Genomic DNA, 21,130 nt, shown 5'->3' on the forward strand with positions numbered 1-21,130 from the left:
TTGGTTTGGTGAGTCTAAGAGCCAGCTTCATATTGCTGTAGACGATTCTACCGGAGCTATTGTAGGAGCTTATTTTGATGCCCAAGAAACACTAAATGGCTATTACCATGTACTTGAGCAAATATTGAAAACCTACGGTATTCCTTATATGTTTTACACCGATAGGCGTACAGTTTTTGAGTATAAACAGAAAAAATCCCCTTCTATCGAAGAGGACACTTTCACTCAATTTGGCTATGCATGTAAACAACTTGGAATCGATATTAAAACCAGCAGTGTTCCCCAAGCTAAGGGACGAGTGGAACGAATGTTCCAAACACTGCAATCAAGACTACCAATTGAATTACGTTTAGCCGGAGTAGGCACACTTGATCAAGCAAATGAATTTTTAAACTCCTACATAAAAAAATTCAATACTCAGTTTGCACTACCATTAGATAATATCAAATCTGTATTTGAAACACAACCTAGTATTGAAAAAATTAATCTAACTCTTGGCGTTCTTGCTGGTAGAAAAATAGACAATGGGAGTTGTGTAAAATACAATAAAGAATATTATCTTCCAGTGGATGCTAAGGGTCACCCTGTGTATTATCATAAAGGTACCTGCGGTATGGTAATAAAAGCGTTTAACAATGAGCTATATTTTGCGTAAATGAAAAAGTTTATGCTCTTGAATTGCTTCCAGCGCATGTTCCTTCATCAAAGAGCTTTGATCTTGCTGTGGTCCCTAAAGCTCCTAAAAAACATTACATACCACCGATGAATCACCCATGGAGGAAAGCATCATTTGAAATGTACTGTAACAAGCAGGCTCATCGCCCAAAAGAAGGCATAGCCTAAAAGACTAAAAAACCACTTGAAAACTGCTTAAAAAATCAAGTTTTAAGGTGTGTTTGCTATATCCAAAAACAGGTTGAAACGTAACAAAGCACCAGCTATTGCTGGTGCTAATAATTAAAACTTTTTGGGACATTTTCAAATTCAGTTGACAGTTATCTACCCCTATATATTATTTTATTATATAATATATGCATTAAGCTCCCACTTGCAACATAAACCGATACCTATCATAGATATTACTTATCGCTATAACTTTATTATTGAGTTTCCTCCAATAACTTATTATACGTTGTTTAGTCTAATTATCATTACCAGTAAATATAATATAAAATGTAATTGTTTACATTTCTTTCAAAAAAAATAAAGGGATTTCGAAAAATAAGGAGAATTATATGTTTAACTACCATCTTAAGTTCACTTTAGAATGTAGTTAAATTATAAATTTATAGGGAGTGATAAAATGGTGTTATTTGTATGGGAAGATAAGTATAAGGTTGGAATAGCTGAACTGGATGAACAGCATAAAACATTGATTGGATTAATTAATAAATTATACAATGCAATGAAGCAAGGACATGGGAAAGATGTTTTAAAATCTATATTAGATGATTTATTAGGGTACGTGAAATATCATTTTGGAACAGAAGAAAAATACTTTACTAAATATAACTATATAAATAAAAATGAACAGATAAAATCACATAATGATTTTAAAAATACAGTTATAGAATTCAAAAAAAAGTTTGAAGATGGGAATACATTTATCTCCACTGAACTTATGAATTTTCTAAAAAACTGGCTTGGTACTCACATTTTAGAGAGCGACATGAAATACGGAAAATTCTTAAATGAAAAAGGGGTTTATTGATATATTATATTATAATTTATATATCTTAAATTTATATATAAACTATACTTATTTTGTATACATTCAAAGAAAATATTTGTCTCTGGTAAGCTGAAGGCTTATTAAATATAAAAAAACGTGGAATACCCCACGTTTTTTATGCGTTAACTGAATTAACGATATTTTTTTCTATAATTTGAAGGCGTTATCTCCAAATTCTTCATAAATACCCTGCTGAAATAAAAACCGTTATCATAACCACATTTAGAAGCTATACAATCTACTGTATCATTTGTTCTTAATAAAAATATCTGAGCTCTTTTTAAACGAAGTGATGTTATATATTCTATAGGAGTTGTTCCTATGCATTTGTGAAATCTTCTTGTAAATTGAACAGAGCTAAGTCCCAGTGAGGTTGAAAGTTCTTTGATTTTAATGGGACTATAGGCTTCTTTATTTAAGTATTTAATAGCATAATTTATTAGTTCATCTTGAACAAAATTTTTAGGGGAATTGCTATACTGCATTTCTATATAATATAATTATGTCACTTATTAATGAACTTTTATATTCAGTTAACTCTATATTATTATTGTTATGACTATATAACTTTAAGTAATAGTATGTGTTATTAAGCCTTTTTAAATCTGATATAGAAATTTTCCCGATTGGAAAGGAATGTTGATTAGTTTTAGTAGTCACTGAAAATTTTATGACATGAAACGTTAAAGAACTAATAACTTTTCGTTTAAATATTGAACCAGGAGGGCAAATAATAATATCTCCGAATTTACCTATTCCTTTATGTGTCAATATCTCATAATCATATTCACCGTCCTCGATAGCATATAAAATCCAACTAGAATCTATATCTTCATCTAAAGAAAAATGTTTCTTTTTATCCCAAAAAATATGCTGATTAATATTTATATTTAAGCTATTTAAATTAAGCATATTATAAACCGCCTTTCAGAAAATATAAGAAGTGTCTATGCTACATAAAGTATAATTAAATTCATCTAAAATGTAAATAGTTAAATGTATTATTTACTAATCACATTCTTATTTACATTTAAATATTAATATAAGTTAATTATACATATGAAATAAAGTATATATGGATGACATGTTAGTGCATTGAAAAAATAAACGACTTATTATATTATAAATATGTAATCAGGTAAGAAAATAAATTGAAAAGCAAGTAAAATCAACATTATTAACTAGTTATAAAAAATAGTACGATGTATCTGTAAACGATTTATTATAACTATATAAAATAATATATAAAATTTTTGCTTTTTAAGGAGGAGAGGATTATGAATTACAAACATGAAAAAAAAGACATAACTATAATAGGAGGAGGATTGGCTGGAATATGTGCTGCAATTTCAATTGCTAGAAATGGCAAAACGGTTTCTTTAATACAAAATCGTGGAATTTTAGGTGGAAATTCAAGCAGTGAAATTCGTGTATGGGTATGTGGAGCAACTAAACATGGCATAAACAGATATGCTAGAGAAACTGGAATCATGGGAGAATTATTTCTAGAAAATCAATATCGTAATCCTGATGGAAATCCTTATCTTTGGGACCTTCTATTATTAGAAAAAGTAAAAGACGAAAAGAACATTTATTTATTTCTAAATTCAGAAGCAACAGAAATTAATGTATTGAAAAGTAAAAAAGGAAATATAATAAAATCTGTAACCGCATGGACTAATGGGTCAGAAATTAAAACAATATTTGAAAGTGATATATATATTGACTGCTCAGGAGATGGTTTTATTGGATCCGCAGCAGGAGCTAAGTATCATATAGGAAGAGAATCACGTTACGAGTTTAATGAATCACTGGCCCCTGAAAAAGCTGATAAAGTCTTATTAGGAAGTACTATATTATTTTATACAAAAGATGTTGGTCATTCAGTTAAATTTGTACCACCTAATTTTGCAAAATATATAAGCAAAACTAATATTCCTAAAAATAGAGTTATAAAGTGTAATGACTCAGGATGTTGTTATTGGTGGATAGAATTAGGCGGGGAACTAGATATCGTTAAGCAGAATGAAATGATAAGAGATGATTTATGGTCATTAGTCTATGGAATATGGGACTATATAAAAAATTCTGGCAAATATGATGCAGATAACTTAACTCTGGATTGGGTTGGATCAATTCCTGGTAAGAGGGAATATAGAAGATTCATTGGAGATTATGTACTAAATCAAAATGATGTTATTAATCAGACTAACTTTGATGATCAAATAGCATTTGGAGGGTGGTCCATTGATCTTCATCCTGAAAAGGGAATATATGAGGATGGTTGTGGTTCAAAGAATATACAAGCTAATGGGGTTTTTCAGATACCTTTTCGTTCAACTTACTCTGTAAACGTATTAAACTTAATGTTTGCAGGAAGAAATATTAGTGCTACACATATCGCGTTTGGTGCAACTAGAGTTATGGCAACTTGTGCCACTATAGGTGAAGCCGTTGGAACAGCAGCCGTTATCTGTATAGAAAATCAAATTAATCCAAGAAATTTGTACGAGAAACATATAAAAGAATTACAGCAGCTGTTACTAAAGCAAGATGGATCACTTATAGGCATACAAAATGAAGATAAAAAAGATAAAGCGAAATTATCATTTGTAAAAGCTTCTAGTTCACTAAGAAAAATAGAAATTGTAAATCCAGATGGAAACTATAATTTATCTACTGATGTAGGAATTCTATTTCCATTAATAGGTGTAATAGAAGATATAGAACTATTAGTTTCATGCTTAGAAGAAACTACTCTAGACATAGAAATTTGGAATACAGGTAAAGCTGAAAATTATATTCCTCAAAAATTTGAAAAGAGCATCACAATAAAAATAAAAAGAGGAAAAAATGTATGGATTAAAACGGGTCTATTTTTACAATCAAAAACACCAAAAAATATATTTTTAATTATAAAAGCCAATGATAAAATATCAATGCTTTTGTCTAAAGAAACATTAACCGGAGTACTTTCATTTACTAAAACAGTAATTTAAAATACTAATTTAGATGATTATATTGGTGTTAATCCAATAGTTGAGTGGTCTATGAAAGAGATGGTACGAAGAGACTTTTGCTTCAAAATCAAAGGAATAACAGACGTATTTGCTCCTAATAAAATTATAGATGGATATGTTAGGCCTTATGGTGAGCCGCACATGTGGATCTCTGAAAACATAACAAAAGACAACGAGTGGATTGAACTTCAATGGGAAAATAACATTGATATTAATGAAATTCACGTTACTTTTAATGATAACGTTAATGAAGATCTTATCAATCTCCATCATCATCATACTGATTTTCCAGTAATACCAGAACTTATAAAAAACTATAAAATAGAGGTATATAAGGACAATAAATGGGAGATTATTATATCTAAGAAAAATAATCGTGAGAGAAATGCAATATTTAAGAATATAAATAAAATGTCAGTATGTAAATTGAGAATTAATATTGAAGCTACAAATGCAAATGGAAGTAAAAGAGCCGAACTAGTTGAGGTAAGAGTGTATTAATAAGGTATTACTTATTCATATAAGGGGGATTAAATTTATGAGCATAAATAACAATTATAAGACGAATATTGTAGAAGAAACACCTAGTAAAATTAGGTACTCCATGCTAGCTCTAATATTCATAAACATAGTAATAAATTATATGGATCGTTCTAATATATCTGTAGCAGCAACTCATATGTCTAAAGACTTACAATTATCAACAGTTCAGATGGGATTAATATTTTCAGCTTTTGGTTGGATATATGCAGCATTACAGATACCTAGTGGATTTTTAGTTGACAAATTTAAGCCGCGTATTGTATATGCATGTAGCTTATTTGTATGGTCATTAGCTACATTATTACAAAGTATGGTAGGGGGTTTTGGCTCATTATTAGGCTTACGTTTAACTATAGGATGTTTTGAGGCACCAGTTATGCCAGCTAGTAACAAAGTAGTTTCAAGTTGGTTTCCTACTAATGAACGTGCATCTGCTATTGCAATATATGCATCAGCACAGTTTGTTGGGTTAGCATTTGTAAGTCCCTTATTATTCATAATAGAAGATAAATTAGGGTGGAGATCTTTATTTATAATTACGGGTGTAATTGGGGTTGTGTGGTCTATAATTTGGTACACATTATATAGAGACCCAGATAAAAGCAAACGTATTAATAAAGCAGAACTTAAGTATATAAAAGATGGCGGGGCTATAATAGATATAGATAATGATTTAACACCTATTAAGCAAAACACAAAGTTTAAATTTAGTGATTTAAAAATAATGTTTTCCAATCGTAAATTGATAGGAATATATATTGGTCAATTTGCTATATCATCAACTTTCTGGTTCTTTTTAACATGGTTTCCTACATATCTTGTGCAATATAGGCACTTAAGTTTTATAAAATCAGGATTTATATCATCAGTTCCATATTTAGCAGCATTCTGTGGAGTTTTAGTTTCAGGATTTGTATCGGATAAACTTATAAAAAAAGGTGTTTCTATAAATGTGGCAAGAAAAGCTCCAATAATTATAGGATTATTATTAACAACTACTATAATAGGAGCAAATTTTGTTAATAGTAATTCCAATTGTTATTGGCGTAATTGTATCAGGCGGTAACTTTACTCCAGCAATATTTCTAATAGGAGCTCTAGCTTTAATAGGAGCATTATCATATATTTTTATAGTTGGAAAAATAGAAGAAAACAACTAAAAAATATTTTATATTAGGAAAAACTAGTCCTGCGCCAATACTTTATTCTGATGTAAAAAAATAACGCTATTAAACATATGTAGTAGTGATATAATTAGTTTTAGTGGTGTTAAATATTTTACAGCATTAACTGATTTACGCTCTTATGGTAATCAATTAACAACCTTAGATTTAAGCAATCACGAAAAATTACATATGAATTTAGTATATAATATATATTATTTCAAATGCTATAGTTATAAGGAGATGATAAGTTTGGATAAAAACCAGGATAATTTTATGTTGAAAGCAGTTATATTTGACATGGATGGCGTAATTATTGATAGTGAACCAACACACATGAAGCTGGAAAACGAGACTTATAAAAAATTAGGCATAGAGGTTACAGATGATGAGCATCACTCTTTTGTAGGAGCAAACTCTCATTATATGTGGGAAGCTCTAAAAAACAACTATAAACTTAATCAAACACTTGACGAGTTAATTGAATATGATCGAAATAAATATTTTAAATATCTTAATTCAGATGAATGCGATATAACTCTTATTGATGGGGTGAAAGAACTAATAAAAGACTTTCATGAGAATGGAATAAAGCTAGCCATTGCATCATCATCTCCACTAGATGTAATTATGGTCATTGCAAAGAAATTTCAAATAGAAGAATACTTTGATGTTTTTGTTACCGGTGACTATGTACAAAAAAGTAAGCCTGAACCAGATATATTTCTTTTTGCTTCAGATAAGCTTGGGGTAAGCCCTGAAAATTGTATGGTTATTGAGGACTCTCATAACGGAGTTCGTGCTGCTAAAAAAGCAGGTATGAAGTGTGTAGGAATTAATAGTGGTGCTGCAGGAAGCCAAGATATTTCCATGGCAGATTTAGTTATAAATAGCTTTAAAGAAGTTAATTACAAAAAATTAAGTTAACAATTATAAGGTTACTCTAAAAGAGGCAAAATTAAGGGGGATACAAAAATGGCAACACTGACCTCCCCTTTTACCTTTGTAGCCATATTATATATTTGTCCTTGACCTTCAAACCTTAAAATTTTTACAACTTTCTCTAATCATTAACTTAGTTGGAATAACAACTTTTTTGTTTACATTTCTTTCTTTTATAAACCGTTCTAATAATAAATCAACTGCTGCCTCACCTATAAATTCAGTATATACCTTTACTGTAGTCATAGCTGGAACCATAAACTTTGCCATTTCAATATCATCAAACCCCACAATGCTTATATCACGCCCAATAGTAAATTTATTTTCAATTATTGCTTTATAAGCACCAATAGCGATAGCATCACTACCTGCAAAAAAAGCTGTAGGTATCTTATTGCTCAGTATTATTTTTTGCATAATATTATAACCATATTCATAAGAAAACTCACCAATGTTAATTAATTCAGGATTAAATAAATTTTTATCTTTCATATATTTCGTATAAGTATCAAGGCGAATACCTGCATTATTTTCTTTTTTTTCTCTACCGGTTTTAATTAATTCGTTTCCGCCTATATAACCAATATTACAATGCCCAAGTTTTACTAAATAGTCTAATACCTCCGTCACAGCCTTTTGAAAATCAATTACTACTGAGTCATATAAACTCTCATTAGGCGATGAATCAACAAAAACTATTTTACTTGAGAACTTTTTAATTTTATTTATCTCGCTTTCAGAATAGGTTCCAATTGCAATAACTCCATCAATATAATCCAATTCATCATACTCTACTTCAGTAAATAGTCTTTCAACTCTAATTAGGTTATTTGCACATTTTTTCTCTATAGCAGTTCTAATAGATAAATAATATTGATCACTTATCTCCTCTTTATCCGTAAACCACTGTATTAATCCAATTGTGTAATTAGTTTTTTTCTTTTTTCTTTTTCTTAATGTTACATAGTTTAATTCCTCTGCTACTTTAAATATGTTATTCTTAGTTTTTTCTGAAACATTAATTGATTCATCCAAATTAAGGACCCTTGATACTGTGGATGAAGATACAGCTGCCTTTAATGCTATTTCCTTAATTGTTGCCACTTAAATCCTCTCCTCACCCAAATAATGTTTTTAATTATCCACAGTTAAAACGAAAATTTGCGAATTAAAGTCACCATCTTCAATTTCACCAAAATTTTCATTAAACCCTGTAAAATTGTCATTTATAAGTAATCCAATATTCATAAGTTCATCCCCGTAATATTTATCTCCAGTTGAAATTATTTTGTATAGTTTATTATTATCAAGTCCCACTAATCTCAATCTTTCATAACCTGGGTTTGGCTTATTTAAAATTCTATATCGTCCTACTATAACAGTATTTTTATCCTTTGAAATTATCATCCATGAAATGTAGTTAACATCATTTTCAAATGGACTACTCAATCTATAAAAGATACCCTTTTGAATGATTTCTCTATATTTTTTGTAGAATTCTATTTGTTTCTTAATTTTCAACTTCTCATTATCATTTAATTTATTTAAGTCTAATTCATATCCTAAAGCTCCAAAATAAGCTACATTTCCACGAGTATCAAGGCTTGTAATTCTCTTAGCCTGATGATTAGGAACAGCTGACACATGTGCCCCCATACAGCTTATAGGATAAACCATCGATGTCCCATATTGTATCTTCAATCTTTCAACGGCATCCGTATCATCACTAGTCCATGCCTGAGGTGCATAATATAACATTCCCGCGTCAAACCTCCCGCCACCACTAGCACAAGATTCAAAAAGAATATCTGGAAATTTACTAATTAATCTTTCATAAAGATCATACACTCCTAAAATATATCTATGCATAACTTCACCTTGTCTCTTAGCCGAAAGCTTTGCAGAAAAGGCCTCAGTTATATTACGATTCATATCCCACTTTACATAAGAAATAGAAGATTGAGTTAGTATTTCACTCATTTTGTTATAAATATAATCTACAACATCTGTTCTAGAAAAATCCAATACAAGCTGATTTCTACCATGTGATACTCTTCTATTAGGTGTACTTATTATCCAATCTGGATGATTTTTATATAGCTCAGAAACCTTGCTTACCATCTCAGGTTCAAACCAAAGACCAAATTTCAATCCCATCTTTTCAATCTCTGAGGCTAAATTTGAAATTCCATTAGGAAGTTTATTTTTATCCACAACCCAATCACCAAGTGAAGTGGTATCGTCATTTCTCTTTCCAAACCAACCGTCGTCTAGTACAAATAGTTCCATTCCTAATTGTTTCCCAGTCTTTGCAATGTTTAATATTTTGTCTTCATTAAAATCAAAATAAGTTGCTTCCCAGTTATTCACTAAAATTGGTCTTACTTTATCTCTCCATTGCCCTCTAGCAAGTCTTGTTCTGTATAATTCATGATAGGACTGACTCATATAATTTAGACCCTTATTAGAGTACACGAGTACTGCTTCTGGAGTTTGGAATTCTTCTTCTTTATCTAGTTTCCACTGAAACCCAAATGGATTAATTCCAATAGTCACTCTCGCAACTGAATATGCATCCACTTCTACCTGTGCCTTGAAATTTCCACTGTACACTAAACTAAATCCATAGACCTCACCCTGAAATTCATCCGCATTTAGAGATTTTAAAGCTATAAACGGATTATGGTTAGCACTGCTTGCTCCTCTCGCACTATAAATAGATTGAATACCCGGCTTAAGTTTTCTTTCCGTTATATATCTTTCACGACTCCAAGCTCCTGAAAGTTGAACCATTTCATATTCATCGCTAGGTAAGTCTAAGCTCAAACTCATGCAACCAGTAAGATAAATTTCATCATTTCCATAATTTTTATATCTTGCACTTCTTGTTATTATTGGATAATTTTCAAAAATAGTATAACTTAAAATTAATTCTGCATTTATTAAATCATCGAAAAGTGTTATTTCTAAAGTAGTTGCCTCATCATAATTTTCCACATAAGTGGCTGGAAGTCCTTTTAACTTCTTTTTACCTTTAAAAATATGGTTAGACTTATATTTAAAATCGGTAATCCTACTTCCATTTCCCTGAAGAATTTCAAAGGCCGGTTCCCTAAAATCTGTTGTTCCATATGATGGATATTCTTGTTTAACATGTTCGAGAGAGAAAGTTAAATCCCCTTCAAAAACGCAGGCTGTTAAAGCCCTAGCTTCAACTTGAAAAAGATGTTCAAAAGAATCTCTATGTTTAACATTCTTTCCAAAATACAAATGACCTAATTGAGAATTGGGCATAATATTAAAAATATAGCTGATTTCTTTATTGTATAAATGGAACTCCTTAGTTTTTTCATTAAATATTATAGACATAAATGATACCTTCTTTCTTTAATAGTTAAGTTTATAATTTTCCATTCTTTTATGTATACGTTTAACTCTCTTTTACTTATAGTATATAATATTTAGTAAATAGTCAACCATTTTTCTTGATAATTTTAGTAAACTTTTCTTAATATTAAATTATAATAATAGCAGCACCTATTCTATATGTACCAATTTAGAATAGGTGCTGCTATATAATTTATTACATAGGGATACTAATATGAATAATCATTTTCATATTTCTTTCGATATATATTAATAAAAGTATAAGTTATTACAAGAGATTATTTTATAATAATAACATTTTTGTCCTTAGCTTTAACCTTTCCAAGATTATAACTAAAACTTTTTCCATTGAGTTCAATGAAAACTATAAGTACAACAATAGATGGTACCTTATCCTTTATTTCTTCAATATTAACTTTTAATAACCTATCTCCCGCCTTTACTAAATCCCCTTGCTCAACATAAACATCAAATCCTTCACCCTTTAAATTAACAGTATCCAATCCAAAGTGAATTAAAATATCAACTCCATTATTACTTTTTATTGAAATAGCATGTTTGGTAGGAAATACTGATGTAATTACTCCATCAACTGGTGAAAACAGGTCTCCATTTTCAGGCTCTATGGCAAACCCATCTCCCATCATTCTTTGAGAAAACACTTCATCTGCTACGTCCTCTAAGCTTATTACCTCTCCAGAAATAGGTATTATAAATGTTTCACTCTTTTCTTCGTTTTTCTTAACTTCCTGCACTTTTCCTTTGTGAGTGTCTGATTGATCATTAGACATAAAAGCTTTAATTTTATTAAACATTTTTCGCCCTCCAAATATCATATATTATAATAAACTTGTGTTAAATTAAATATTGAAACTTCTTTATAATACTATTATATTAAAAATTTCAATTAGTTTAAACCTTTTCATTACTTTTTAAAACAGGTACTACATAAAAATAACATGTATTTACTATGACCTTTTGTCTTAGTATTAAATTCAATTTTTCTGGTTTTTTTCTAAATATATACCTATTAAAAATTCAAATAACATTAAAATATTAGAATAGAAAGAAGTGGCTAATTTATTACGATCGTCAATAGTATTCATATCATATAATTTAAAATTTATATCTGATATTTTAGCTATTGTATTATCCACATCTCCAGTAAATGAAACTACTTTTATTCCATTCTTTTTAGCTGATTCTGAGACTTTCACCAAGAAATCAGTTTCACCTGACTTTGATACAGTTATAAATAGCTTTGCTTTTATTGCATTTACATCATAACTTTCATAAGCTTCAGAATAAATACAATTAAAACCAAGTACTAATAATTTTTTAGTAATATATCTTACAATCGGATCTGAAAATCCTTGTCCACAAGTGTATATAATTTCTCCTTTATTTTCTACTAACAAATTTATAAAATCACTTATTTTTTTAGATTCTATCAAAGCTAATAATTCTTCTAAATCCACTCCATAATACTTATTATTCTTTTGACATGAAAAATGAGATTTCTTTTGTTTTAATGTAAAATTTAAATTATAATACATATCTAAAAAACCTGAATATCCTAATTTTTTTGCTAAATTCATAATAGTAGTAGTAGATGTGTAATTTTCTTTTGCTATGCCTCTTACACCTATATCTTTAACATTCTCTATATTATTTATAATATAGAGTAATATCTTTTCTTCTGTCTCACTTAATTGATATTTATCCACCATTTTGCTAATATCTAAGTTCATGCAACTCTCACCCACTATAAATAGTATATAATTTATTTAATAAATATTGTATTATTTCACTACTATATTATACCTTATATTCGACAAGATAGGTTAATAAAGCCATTAATTTATATTTATGTGTTTTTATTATATTTGGGAATTTAAGATAATGGTTAATAAATTTCAATTGTATCTGAAATTAATCAAAAATAAAAAAGAGACTGCTAAATATAGATCTGAAATCTATATTTAGCAGTCTCAATTTTAAAAGTTATTTTAATTCAGGCCAATATTCTTTGTTTACTTTAATTAAATCATCTAATATATTCTTAGCAACAGATGCACTAGGTACAGTTTTAGAAAGTGTAATAGCTTGCCATAATTTTAGATAAGATTTTTCTACCCAAGCTTCAACTACTAATTTTTCTACAGAAACTTGTTGCTCCATCAATCCCTTTTGAAATTGAGGAATTTTTCCTACTACTAATGGTTCTGGACCATTACTTCCAACCATGCAAGGGATTTCAACCATAGCTGTTGGATCGAAGTTTTCAATAGCACCGTTATTCTCTACAATTAATAACATCCTTGCCTGTGAATTGTAGGCTATAGCTCTTGCTAAATCAACTATATATGATGCATGATCATCTACATGCAAAGCGCATCCTTTTGTAGATTGTTGTTCAATGACTTTCGTACACTCACCAAAGACAAACTTTTCTCTTCCATCCATTACTTCATTTGCTCTTGAATATTCTTTATTTGAGTGCTTAACAACATAATCCTGGAATAGATAATATTTTAAATAAGTATTAGGTAATGTATTTGGGTCTAATGCATATACATCTTTTGCTTTTGCAAAGGTATCGTACCAACTTGCCTCCTTTTCTTGGGTACCTCCTTCACTAATATAGCCATACTTAGCAACATGTTCCTTTAATCTTGGCATTAGGTCATTTCCGTCATTATCACGTATGTCTGTCCACCATCCAAAATGATTAAGACCATAATAGCGAGTTTTCATTTCTTTTCTCGAGTTTAGTCCTAAAATTTCAGCCATACGTACTTCTATACCTATTGGCATATCACATATGTTTAATATTTTTGAATTAGGCCTTAATTTTCTAGTTGCTTCTGCAACTATTGCTGCAGGATTGGAGTAGTTAAGCATCCATGCACTAGGTGAATATTTCTCCATATAGTCAAGTATCTCAATAACTCCACCGATAGATCTCATTCCATAAGAAATTCCTCCTGGACCACAAGTCTCTTGTCCAAGTACATCATACTTTAATGGGATTTTCTCATCTAATTCACGCATTGCATATTTGCCTACTCTTATATGGGCCATAACAAAGTCTATATCCGTAAACGCTTCTTTTGGATCGGTTGTTACACAAAATTCAATCTCCGGTGCTTTCTCCTTCAAAATAATTGCACATGCGCCAGCAACTATTGCCTGTCTTTCCTTATCATTATCATATAATTTTAGTTTTCTTATAGGGAACCTGTCTAAGTTGTCTAAAAGCATTAATATTATTCCTGGTGTAAATGTACTTCCACCACCAGCTATTGTTACTGAAAATTTATTCATTATTATACCTTCTTTCTAATTTTATATATTGTAAATGAATGGGTAAACTATATTCTAATTATTCACCAATTCACTGTATTAACCGTTTTGAATGTTTAATATAACTTTTTCAAACAGAAAGATACTTGTCAACAGCAGTTCTTACTCCACTTACTTTAGGTCCATATATAGCTTGAATATTGTTACCGTTTTTTATTACCCCTAAAGCTCCAGTGGCTTTTAACGCTATCTCATCAACTTTATCTGCATCTGTTATCTTTACTCTTAAGCGAGAGAAACAATTATCCACAGTTTCAATATTTTCCTTTCCACCAAGTGCTTCGACTATAACACATGCTAAATCGGAACTATTGGTTTTAACTACTGCTTCTTTTACTGAACTATTACTAACTTTATCTTGATAATCTTTTTTAGTATATAGTTTCACTTCACTATCTTCTCTACCTGGAGTTTTTAGATTAAACTTAGTAATTATAAACTTAAATAAAAAGTAAAATGCTACTAGTTCAACTAAACCTACAACCACAGCAATAGGCCATCTAGTTCTACTAATTCCTGCTGGTAAATTGTATGTCAAGAAATCTATAATACCACCAGCTGAATAAGTTCTAACTCCAAGTGCTACAACAATTACTTGAAATATTCCATCAAATACTGAGTAAGCTATCCATAAAGCTGGTGCTACAAATAAGAACGTAAATTCTAAAGGTTCTGTAATTCCAACCAAAACTGATGTTGCTACTGCGGGTATTAAAATAGCTTTTAATTTAACCTTATTTTCTGGTTTAGCCGTTTTATAAAATGCTAAAGCTGCTCCTACAAGCCCAAACATTTTGACCATACCATACTGTAAATATTTTGATGAAGGATCAAATATTTTTATTGATGGATCTGTTAACTGTGCCAAAAATATATTATAAGCTCCAAATACCGTTTTACCACCAACTGCTAATGTTCCACCTATATTAGAGTAAGAAAATGGAGTCCATATTAAGTGATGTAATCCTGTTGGAATTAACACTCTATTTAAAAATCCGTATAAGAATACACCAACATAACCTGATACATTTATAAACCCAGTTAGGCCACTAATACCTATTGCAATAACAGGCCAAATATAACTAAATGCCACACCAAGGATTAATAAACTAGGTACTAAAACTAAAAGAACTAATTTTGTATTTCCGTAAAATGCAAATGCACCTGGGAACTCTTTATTACTAAATTTATTATGGATAAGTGCTACAACCACACCAAGAATTATTCCTAAAAAAACTCCCATATCAATTACTTGAAATCCCAAAATTATAGTTTGGCCTGTACCATATAAATCAGAAGTAGTTTTATAGCTTACCAGTTTCCCAGTTAATGTAAGCCACTCATTATTAGCTCCTAAAAAAATCAAAAATGAAAGTAATGCGACAAGAGCTGCTTCCGCCTTTTTATCTTTTGCCATCCCCATAGCTATACCAACGCAGAAGAGGATACCCAAATTATTCATAATGGGCCAAAGACCACTTGCAATATATTTTCCAACATTTATTAAAGAACTACCATCTCCAACAATTGTCGGATTGCTTAAAATAGAAGATAATGCAATAATGATACCAATTATAGGTAAGAATAATACTGGAACTACTATAGCTCTTGCAAAAATTTGCATTCCATTTACTATTTTTTCTTTCATCTAAAATCCCCCTTTTCAATTTTACCGTTAGATTAAATGTAATCATTTACTTATTTTACAACAGGTCTCCTTTCTTTTATTTTTTTATTGGTTTGTTATTAGTTACACTCTAACAAATTTTTGTAATAATTTAAATAGAAATACCTCCTTTAAAAACAGGTTAACTCAATTGACAACCTGTTTTTATTTAACATTATGATTAATTTTTAATTATTGACATTCGCTATGACCTAAAGTATAATAAAATATAGACCAGTCACTATAATATATTAAAGAGGGATATTAATATGAATAATAAGGTAAATGTAAAAGAAAAATTTATAGAAACTGCATCAAAACTTTTTCAAATTAAGGGATATAACGCAACTGGACTAAATGAGATTTTAACAAAAAGTGGAGCGCCAAAAGGATCGTTATATTATCATTTTCCTAAAGGAAAAGAGCAACTTGCATTAGAATCTGTAAATTTAGCAGGTCAAAAAATAATAACTAAAATAGTTAATGCATTAGGCAGTATCGAAGATCCAATTGAAGCTATTAAATTTAATATAGAAAACATTGCAATACTAATTGATAATGAACAAAGTACTCCAGATATTTCTATAAGTTTAATAGCTTTAGAGACATATATAACAAGTGAAATTTTAAGGAAAGCTTGCGACGAAATATTTACTTCATTAGAAAATATATATGCAGAAAAATTAATCAAATCTGGAATTAGCAAAGATAAAGCCTATGAATTAGGTTGTGTAATTGCTGCAATGATAGAAGGCGGAATTACTTTATCACTTACAAAACAAAGTGGTGATTCACTTAGAATCCTAGCTAAACAAATACCTAATTTAATAAATATATAGTAATGAAATACAAAATTTAAATGATTAATCAAAACCTATTTTATAAGTAGGTGTTTTTTTAGGAGTTTATTATAAAGACTGGTCTAATATTAGGAGGAACGAGATTTATGGAAACAACGAAACCTACAAAAAAATTCAATTCAAACGCAATTATAGGAGTTTTAGCCTTCAGCGCATTTTTAGCTGTATTTAATGAAACTATATTAAATGTCGCATTATCTCCTCTTATGAAAGAAATGAATGTTACCGCAGGAACAGTGCAATGGATAATTACTGCATACATGATAGTTGTATCAGTTATGGTACCAATTACAGCATTTCTAATTCAAACATTTGAAACAAAGCATTTATTTTTAGGTGCAATGACATTACTTTTAGTTGGAACAATATGTGCAGCTTGTTCAGGCTCTTTTGCAATGTTACTTGTTTCAAGAATGTTACAAGCATGCGGAACTGGAATGATGATTCCACTTCTAATGAATACAGTATTAATAGTAACCCCACCAGAAAAGCATGGTGTGGCTATGGGAATTTGCGGTTGTGTAATTTCAATTGGACCAGCACTTGGACCAACAGTTTCAGGGATTTTATTACAATTTTTTAGTTGGCATGCATTATTCATAATGTTAATACCACTTATATTAATAGCTATGGTTTTAGGTTCAATTTATTTAGTTAATGTGTCAACTCTAACAAAACCTAAAATCGATTTTATATCAATTATATTGTCAAGCCTTGGAATTGGTGGAGTTATATATGGTATAAGTAGTTTTAGTGGTGATGGAAATATGAAGATTATTAGTTTAATATTTATTGCTGGAATAATATCATTAATTATATTTGTTAAACGTCAATTGTCTTTAAAAGAACCAATGTTAGAAATGCGTATATTTAAATATCCTTTATTTTCAGTAGGGGTAGTACTTGTTATGCTAACAATGATGACCATGTTCACTATGAACGTAATGTTACCTATGTTCCTTCAAGGAGCGCTTAAAACAACAACCTTTGTAGCCGCTATGGTATTACTTCCAGCATCACTTGCTTGTGGAGTTGTAACTCCACTAGGCGGGAAAATTTATGATAAAATTGGAGTAAAAGTACTAATACCAGTGGGTTTTACTATAATCCTTGTGGCATTATTCGTTTTATCACGTTCAAATAGTGATACATCTCTTATTAAGATTATGGATTCATATATTGTAGTGTGCATTGGGGTTGGTATTACAATGTCACCTTGTCAAACGAGTTCTCTTAACCAATTACCAAAGGAAGCTTATCCACATGGAATAGCAGTTATGAATACTCTTCAACAAATATCAGCAGCAATTGGTTCATCATTATTTATTGGTATTATGTCAGCTTCGCAGCTAAAAGCCTTAAATAATTCAGCTTCCGAGCAAATTGCAGTCACTACCGGATTTCAGTCAAGTGCAACAGTCGCAGTAATATTTGTTTTAGTAGGACTTTGTTTATCCTTTGCTTTAAGATTTGGGAATAAGAATTCTTGTTCAACCTCTGATTTAAGCTTAAAAAACGAAAAAGTGAGTGGTCTTTAATTTAACGACATTTCAAAATGAGATACATTTTCTTTGAAGCTGTTCAGCGACCCAGGAGATGATTTAACTAATGTATAATGCGGAGGATAAAAATGAAAATTTTAGGTGTTTCAGGTGGAAGAAAAGATGGTAATAATGATTCTATGTGTAAAGAAGCTTTGATGGCTGCAAAAGAAATGGGTGCAGAGGTTGAATTTATTCATTTATTAGATTTGGATATAAAATATTGTATTGGGTGCACAGCATGTGTTGGCTCACTTATGACAGGGAAAGGAAATATGTGTGTACTAAAAGATGATTTTGATTGGTTACTAGATAAGATGCTGGATGCAGATGGAATAATTTTTGCAAATCCGATTTTTTGCAAAGGTGCTCCAAGTTTATTCCTTACAATTAGAGACCGTTTCGGCCCAAGAATGGATAGAGGTAATAATGTTATCGCAACTAAATTGGCACAGGCAACAGGAGGTAAAGCTCCAGATCCAAGAATATTAAAAGATAAAGTGGTCTCTTATATAGGGTTTGGTGGTTCAGACTGGGTTACAAGATTTCAATGTGACTGCGCAATACAAGCTTTAACTCCTATGTGGAAAGTTATAGATAACGAAGTATTTCCTTGGTCTACAGGCATTATTATAGATAATGCTAAAGTAGCACGTGTACATGAGATAGGTATGAATCTTGCAACAGCTGCAAAAGACATTACAAATGCTTCTTATAAAGGAGAAGAAGGAGTTTGTCCACATTGCCATAGCAGAAACTTCTATTTAGATAAAGACTCTACACATGCAATTTGCTGTATGTGTGGTATTGAAGGTGATGTTAAAATTGTAGAGGGTAAAGTAAGATTTGAATTCCCCGATGAGCAATTAGAACACGCTCATGATACTTTATCCGGAAAACTTATTCATGTAGAGGATATCAAAAAAACTGTTGCCATAAGCATGGAATTAAAAAAATCAGATGATTATAAAAAACGTTTAGAAAACTACAAGAAATTTATTGTGGCAACTAAACCAGGAAAATAAAATATATTTTTATCTACTGTTAAAATAGGTTATAATTTCCAGCTTATAACTGCCATTATGAAAATTGCTTTCACTAGTACCTTCGTATATAATTATGATACAAGGAAGTGATGTTATGCCCGCAGATAGACTAAATAAAGTTAGTTGTAGTTCTTATAGATGTGAAATTGAAGTTACTTTAGAGATTTTAAGTGGTAAATGGAAAGCTCTTATTATTTGGAATCTTAACATACATAAAGTTATAAGATATAATGAACTTAAAAGATTAATTTCAGGAATAACCCAAAAAATGTTAAGTCAACAATTAAAATATTTAGAACAAAATGGGCTAGTCCATAGGACTGTTTATTCTCAAGTACCTCCTATGGTTGAATATTCACTTACTAAAATGGCAGAAGATTTAATTCCTATTTTGGAAGCAATGGATATATGGGGAAAATATTTTGTAGATAATTACAATAACCCAGATCATACATCTTAAAATCTATTGTTGATATAAAAAACAAAAGGGTATAGCTAATTATTAATTAGCTATACCCTTTTTATGTATTTAGAAGTTTACTTGTGTTCCATAATAAGTAGCTTCAAATAGTTTCTTCATTTCTTCTACAGATATTTCTCTTGGATTCGTACCTGTACATGCATCAGATACTGCTGTCCTAGAAATTTCATCTAAGTTAGACTTGAAGTCCTCTTCTAATACTCCAAATTCTTTTAAAGTAGCAGGCATATTCATAGAAACTCTAAAATCTATAACAAGTTGAATTAATGATTGAACTAATTCATCTGTTGTTTCCCCTTTTAATCCTAATCGCTTAGATATATCAGCATAAGCAACTGCAGCACTAGCTGTTTTAGCATTAAACTGTATCACAGATGATAAATATATTGCATTTGCACATCCATGAGGTATGTTAAATATTTTTCCAGTTTTATGAGACATTGAATGAACTATTCCAAGTATTGCATTTGAGAATGCCATTCCAGCTAAACATTGAGATATATGCATATCTTTTCTAGCTTGTTCTTCTCCTTCAAACGATTTAATTAAAGTATCAACAGTCATTTCTATTGATTTCATAGCTACTGCATCAGTTATTGGGTTTTTAGCTTTTGAAACATAAGCTTCAAATGCGTGACTTAGAGCATCCATTCCAGTATTTGCAACTAATGTTTTTGTCATGCTCTGTACTAGATTAGTATCAACTATAGCAATATCTGGAGTTATGTTATAGTCTGCAATTGGATATTTAACACCTGTTTCATTATCGGTTATTACAGAAAATGAAGTAACTTCTGTACCTGTACCACTTGTTGTAGATATAGCTATAAATTTAGCCTTTTGTCTAAGCTCTGGTAAGTTAAATGGTTTAGCTGCCTCTTCGAAAGTGAATTCTGGATGCTCATAAAATATCCACATCGCTTTAGCCGCATCTATTGATGACCCACCACCAATACCAATTATTACATCAGGATTAAAATTGTTCATAGCGAGAACACCGCTCATAACTGTTTTAACTGAGGGATCATTTTCAACTCCTGAAAATATTGAAGTTTCAATATTAGCTTGTTTCAATAATTCTTGTATTTTTGTAACAGTTCCATCTTTTATTAATCTTTGAGAACCAATAACCAGCATTGCCTTAGTTCCTTTTACTGATTTTAAATGATCCATTGCGTTATCACCAAAATAAATATCTCTAGGTATAGTAAATCTTTGCATTTGTAGTTCCTCCTTTGAATAATTGCTTGCTTTTAATTATTAATAAATTTATTATTAAAATTTTCTTCTTTCTTTAATGCCTCGGTATGAGCCTTAGTATAAACCTATTAAGTTCATAAAAAAAGAAGCCACTTTTCGGTATGGCAGTTACTAAAAGGTAGG

General features: G+C 30.2%; 19 protein-coding genes and 1 pseudogene. 11 read left to right on the forward strand and 9 right to left on the reverse strand.

Annotated features, from left to right (window positions below; genetic code table 11):
- Both KPL37_RS10975 and KPL37_RS10985 read left to right on the forward strand, forming a co-directional pair.
- Positions 1 to 843, forward strand: a pseudogene (locus tag KPL37_RS10975) (ISNCY family transposase); the annotation flags it as partial.
- A gap of 460 nt (positions 844 to 1,303) precedes the next feature.
- Positions 1,304 to 1,711 (forward strand): bacteriohemerythrin, encoded by a 408-nt coding sequence (locus KPL37_RS10985; RefSeq protein ID WP_216149268.1) that lies wholly within the window; start codon positions 1,304 to 1,306, stop codon positions 1,709 to 1,711.
- A gap of 152 nt (positions 1,712 to 1,863) precedes the next feature.
- Here KPL37_RS10985 and KPL37_RS19735 read toward each other — a convergent pair whose 3' ends face one another.
- Both KPL37_RS19735 and KPL37_RS19740 read right to left on the reverse strand, forming a co-directional pair.
- Positions 1,864 to 2,217, reverse strand: a complete 354-nt coding sequence (locus tag KPL37_RS19735; RefSeq protein ID WP_246578229.1) for a helix-turn-helix domain-containing protein — start codon at positions 2,215 to 2,217, stop codon at positions 1,864 to 1,866.
- Positions 2,207 to 2,644, reverse strand: coding sequence for a hypothetical protein (locus KPL37_RS19740; protein WP_246578230.1), 438 nt, complete (start codon positions 2,642 to 2,644; stop codon positions 2,207 to 2,209). Before KPL37_RS19740 ends, KPL37_RS19735 begins: the two co-directional genes overlap by 11 nt.
- A gap of 365 nt (positions 2,645 to 3,009) precedes the next feature.
- On the opposite strand from KPL37_RS19740, the gene KPL37_RS10995 reads away from it, so the two are divergent.
- The 5 genes from KPL37_RS10995 (at position 3,010) to KPL37_RS11005 (ending at position 7,385) form a co-directional block, all read left to right on the forward strand.
- A complete protein-coding gene (locus KPL37_RS10995; RefSeq protein WP_246578231.1) occupies positions 3,010 to 4,731 on the forward strand; it encodes an FAD-dependent oxidoreductase in 1,722 nt (573 codons plus the stop codon).
- A gap of 51 nt (positions 4,732 to 4,782) precedes the next feature.
- Entirely contained in the window at positions 4,783 to 5,253 is a 471-nt protein-coding gene (locus KPL37_RS19745; protein ID WP_246578232.1) for a hypothetical protein, read from the forward strand.
- Positions 5,254 to 5,290: 37 nt separating this feature from the next.
- On the forward strand, positions 5,291 to 6,361 hold the full coding sequence (locus KPL37_RS11000) for an MFS transporter (RefSeq protein ID WP_246578233.1): 1,071 nt from the start codon (positions 5,291 to 5,293) through the stop codon (positions 6,359 to 6,361).
- Positions 6,312 to 6,455 carry a hypothetical protein gene (locus KPL37_RS19750; RefSeq protein ID WP_246578234.1) on the forward strand — a complete coding sequence of 48 codons (144 nt, stop codon included), beginning with the start codon at positions 6,312 to 6,314 and terminating at the stop codon, positions 6,453 to 6,455. Before KPL37_RS11000 ends, KPL37_RS19750 begins: the two co-directional genes overlap by 50 nt.
- Before the next feature lie 255 nt (positions 6,456 to 6,710).
- On the forward strand, positions 6,711 to 7,385 hold the full coding sequence (locus tag KPL37_RS11005; protein WP_246578235.1) for an HAD family hydrolase: 675 nt from the start codon (positions 6,711 to 6,713) through the stop codon (positions 7,383 to 7,385).
- A 108-nt stretch (positions 7,386 to 7,493) separates the two neighbouring features.
- Here KPL37_RS11005 and KPL37_RS11010 read toward each other — a convergent pair whose 3' ends face one another.
- From KPL37_RS11010 to KPL37_RS11035, 6 genes are all read right to left on the reverse strand, one after another.
- Positions 7,494 to 8,504, reverse strand: a complete 1,011-nt coding sequence (locus KPL37_RS11010) for a LacI family DNA-binding transcriptional regulator (protein ID WP_216149270.1) — start codon at positions 8,502 to 8,504, stop codon at positions 7,494 to 7,496.
- Between the two features lie 30 nt (positions 8,505 to 8,534).
- Positions 8,535 to 10,769 (reverse strand): alpha-galactosidase, encoded by a 2,235-nt coding sequence (locus tag KPL37_RS11015; RefSeq protein ID WP_216149272.1) that lies wholly within the window; start codon positions 10,767 to 10,769, stop codon positions 8,535 to 8,537.
- Between the two features lie 296 nt (positions 10,770 to 11,065).
- A complete protein-coding gene (locus KPL37_RS11020) occupies positions 11,066 to 11,602 on the reverse strand; it encodes a PTS sugar transporter subunit IIA (protein WP_216149274.1) in 537 nt (178 codons plus the stop codon).
- A 180-nt stretch (positions 11,603 to 11,782) separates the two neighbouring features.
- Complete coding sequence (locus KPL37_RS11025; protein ID WP_216149276.1) at positions 11,783 to 12,538, reverse strand: MurR/RpiR family transcriptional regulator; 756 nt, start codon at positions 12,536 to 12,538, stop codon at positions 11,783 to 11,785.
- A gap of 253 nt (positions 12,539 to 12,791) precedes the next feature.
- Positions 12,792 to 14,114: a 6-phospho-alpha-glucosidase gene (locus tag KPL37_RS11030; RefSeq protein ID WP_216149278.1), complete on the reverse strand. Its 1,323-nt coding sequence runs from the start codon at positions 14,112 to 14,114 to the stop codon at positions 12,792 to 12,794.
- A gap of 109 nt (positions 14,115 to 14,223) precedes the next feature.
- Positions 14,224 to 15,801: a PTS transporter subunit EIIC gene (locus KPL37_RS11035; RefSeq protein ID WP_216149280.1), complete on the reverse strand. Its 1,578-nt coding sequence runs from the start codon at positions 15,799 to 15,801 to the stop codon at positions 14,224 to 14,226.
- A gap of 287 nt (positions 15,802 to 16,088) precedes the next feature.
- On the opposite strand from KPL37_RS11035, the gene KPL37_RS11040 reads away from it, so the two are divergent.
- From KPL37_RS11040 to KPL37_RS11055, 4 genes are all read left to right on the forward strand, one after another.
- Positions 16,089 to 16,658, forward strand: a complete 570-nt coding sequence (locus KPL37_RS11040) for a TetR/AcrR family transcriptional regulator (protein WP_216149282.1) — start codon at positions 16,089 to 16,091, stop codon at positions 16,656 to 16,658.
- A 107-nt stretch (positions 16,659 to 16,765) separates the two neighbouring features.
- On the forward strand, positions 16,766 to 18,217 hold the full coding sequence (locus KPL37_RS11045; protein ID WP_216149284.1) for an MDR family MFS transporter: 1,452 nt from the start codon (positions 16,766 to 16,768) through the stop codon (positions 18,215 to 18,217).
- Positions 18,218 to 18,309: 92 nt separating this feature from the next.
- Positions 18,310 to 19,245, forward strand: a complete 936-nt coding sequence (locus KPL37_RS11050) for an NAD(P)H-dependent oxidoreductase (RefSeq protein ID WP_216149286.1) — start codon at positions 18,310 to 18,312, stop codon at positions 19,243 to 19,245.
- Between the two features lie 115 nt (positions 19,246 to 19,360).
- A complete protein-coding gene (locus tag KPL37_RS11055) occupies positions 19,361 to 19,726 on the forward strand; it encodes a winged helix-turn-helix transcriptional regulator (RefSeq protein WP_216149288.1) in 366 nt (121 codons plus the stop codon).
- A gap of 69 nt (positions 19,727 to 19,795) precedes the next feature.
- On the opposite strand, the gene KPL37_RS11060 is transcribed toward KPL37_RS11055, so the two are convergent.
- A complete protein-coding gene (locus KPL37_RS11060; RefSeq protein WP_216149289.1) occupies positions 19,796 to 20,968 on the reverse strand; it encodes an iron-containing alcohol dehydrogenase in 1,173 nt (390 codons plus the stop codon).
- Positions 20,969 to 21,130 lie beyond the last annotated feature (162 nt).

Origin of the sequence: Clostridium frigoris, assembly GCF_018861865.1 — a bacterium.
Lineage (GTDB): Bacteria > Bacillota > Clostridia > Clostridiales > Clostridiaceae > Clostridium_AD > Clostridium_AD frigoris.

Coding starts and splice junctions, on each gene's coding strand:
- KPL37_RS11030 (WP_216149278.1), bottom strand. CDS start 14,114: ATGAATAAATTTTCAGTAACAATAGCTGGTGGTGGAAGTACATTTACA.
- KPL37_RS19745 (WP_246578232.1), top strand. CDS start 4,783: ATGAAAGAGATGGTACGAAGAGACTTTTGCTTCAAAATCAAAGGAATA.
- KPL37_RS11050 (WP_216149286.1), top strand. CDS start 18,310: ATGAAAATTTTAGGTGTTTCAGGTGGAAGAAAAGATGGTAATAATGAT.
- KPL37_RS11040 (WP_216149282.1), top strand. CDS start 16,089: ATGAATAATAAGGTAAATGTAAAAGAAAAATTTATAGAAACTGCATCA.
- KPL37_RS11060 (WP_216149289.1), bottom strand. CDS start 20,968: ATGCAAAGATTTACTATACCTAGAGATATTTATTTTGGTGATAACGCA.
- KPL37_RS10985 (WP_216149268.1), top strand. CDS start 1,304: ATGGTGTTATTTGTATGGGAAGATAAGTATAAGGTTGGAATAGCTGAA.
- KPL37_RS19740 (WP_246578230.1), bottom strand. CDS start 2,644: ATGCTTAATTTAAATAGCTTAAATATAAATATTAATCAGCATATTTTT.
- KPL37_RS11045 (WP_216149284.1), top strand. CDS start 16,766: ATGGAAACAACGAAACCTACAAAAAAATTCAATTCAAACGCAATTATA.
- KPL37_RS10995 (WP_246578231.1), top strand. CDS start 3,010: ATGAATTACAAACATGAAAAAAAAGACATAACTATAATAGGAGGAGGA.
- KPL37_RS11055 (WP_216149288.1), top strand. CDS start 19,361: ATGCCCGCAGATAGACTAAATAAAGTTAGTTGTAGTTCTTATAGATGT.
- KPL37_RS11025 (WP_216149276.1), bottom strand. CDS start 12,538: ATGAACTTAGATATTAGCAAAATGGTGGATAAATATCAATTAAGTGAG.
- KPL37_RS19735 (WP_246578229.1), bottom strand. CDS start 2,217: ATGCAGTATAGCAATTCCCCTAAAAATTTTGTTCAAGATGAACTAATA.
- KPL37_RS11000 (WP_246578233.1), top strand. CDS start 5,291: ATGAGCATAAATAACAATTATAAGACGAATATTGTAGAAGAAACACCT.
- KPL37_RS11035 (WP_216149280.1), bottom strand. CDS start 15,801: ATGAAAGAAAAAATAGTAAATGGAATGCAAATTTTTGCAAGAGCTATA.
- KPL37_RS11015 (WP_216149272.1), bottom strand. CDS start 10,769: ATGTCTATAATATTTAATGAAAAAACTAAGGAGTTCCATTTATACAAT.
- KPL37_RS11020 (WP_216149274.1), bottom strand. CDS start 11,602: ATGTTTAATAAAATTAAAGCTTTTATGTCTAATGATCAATCAGACACT.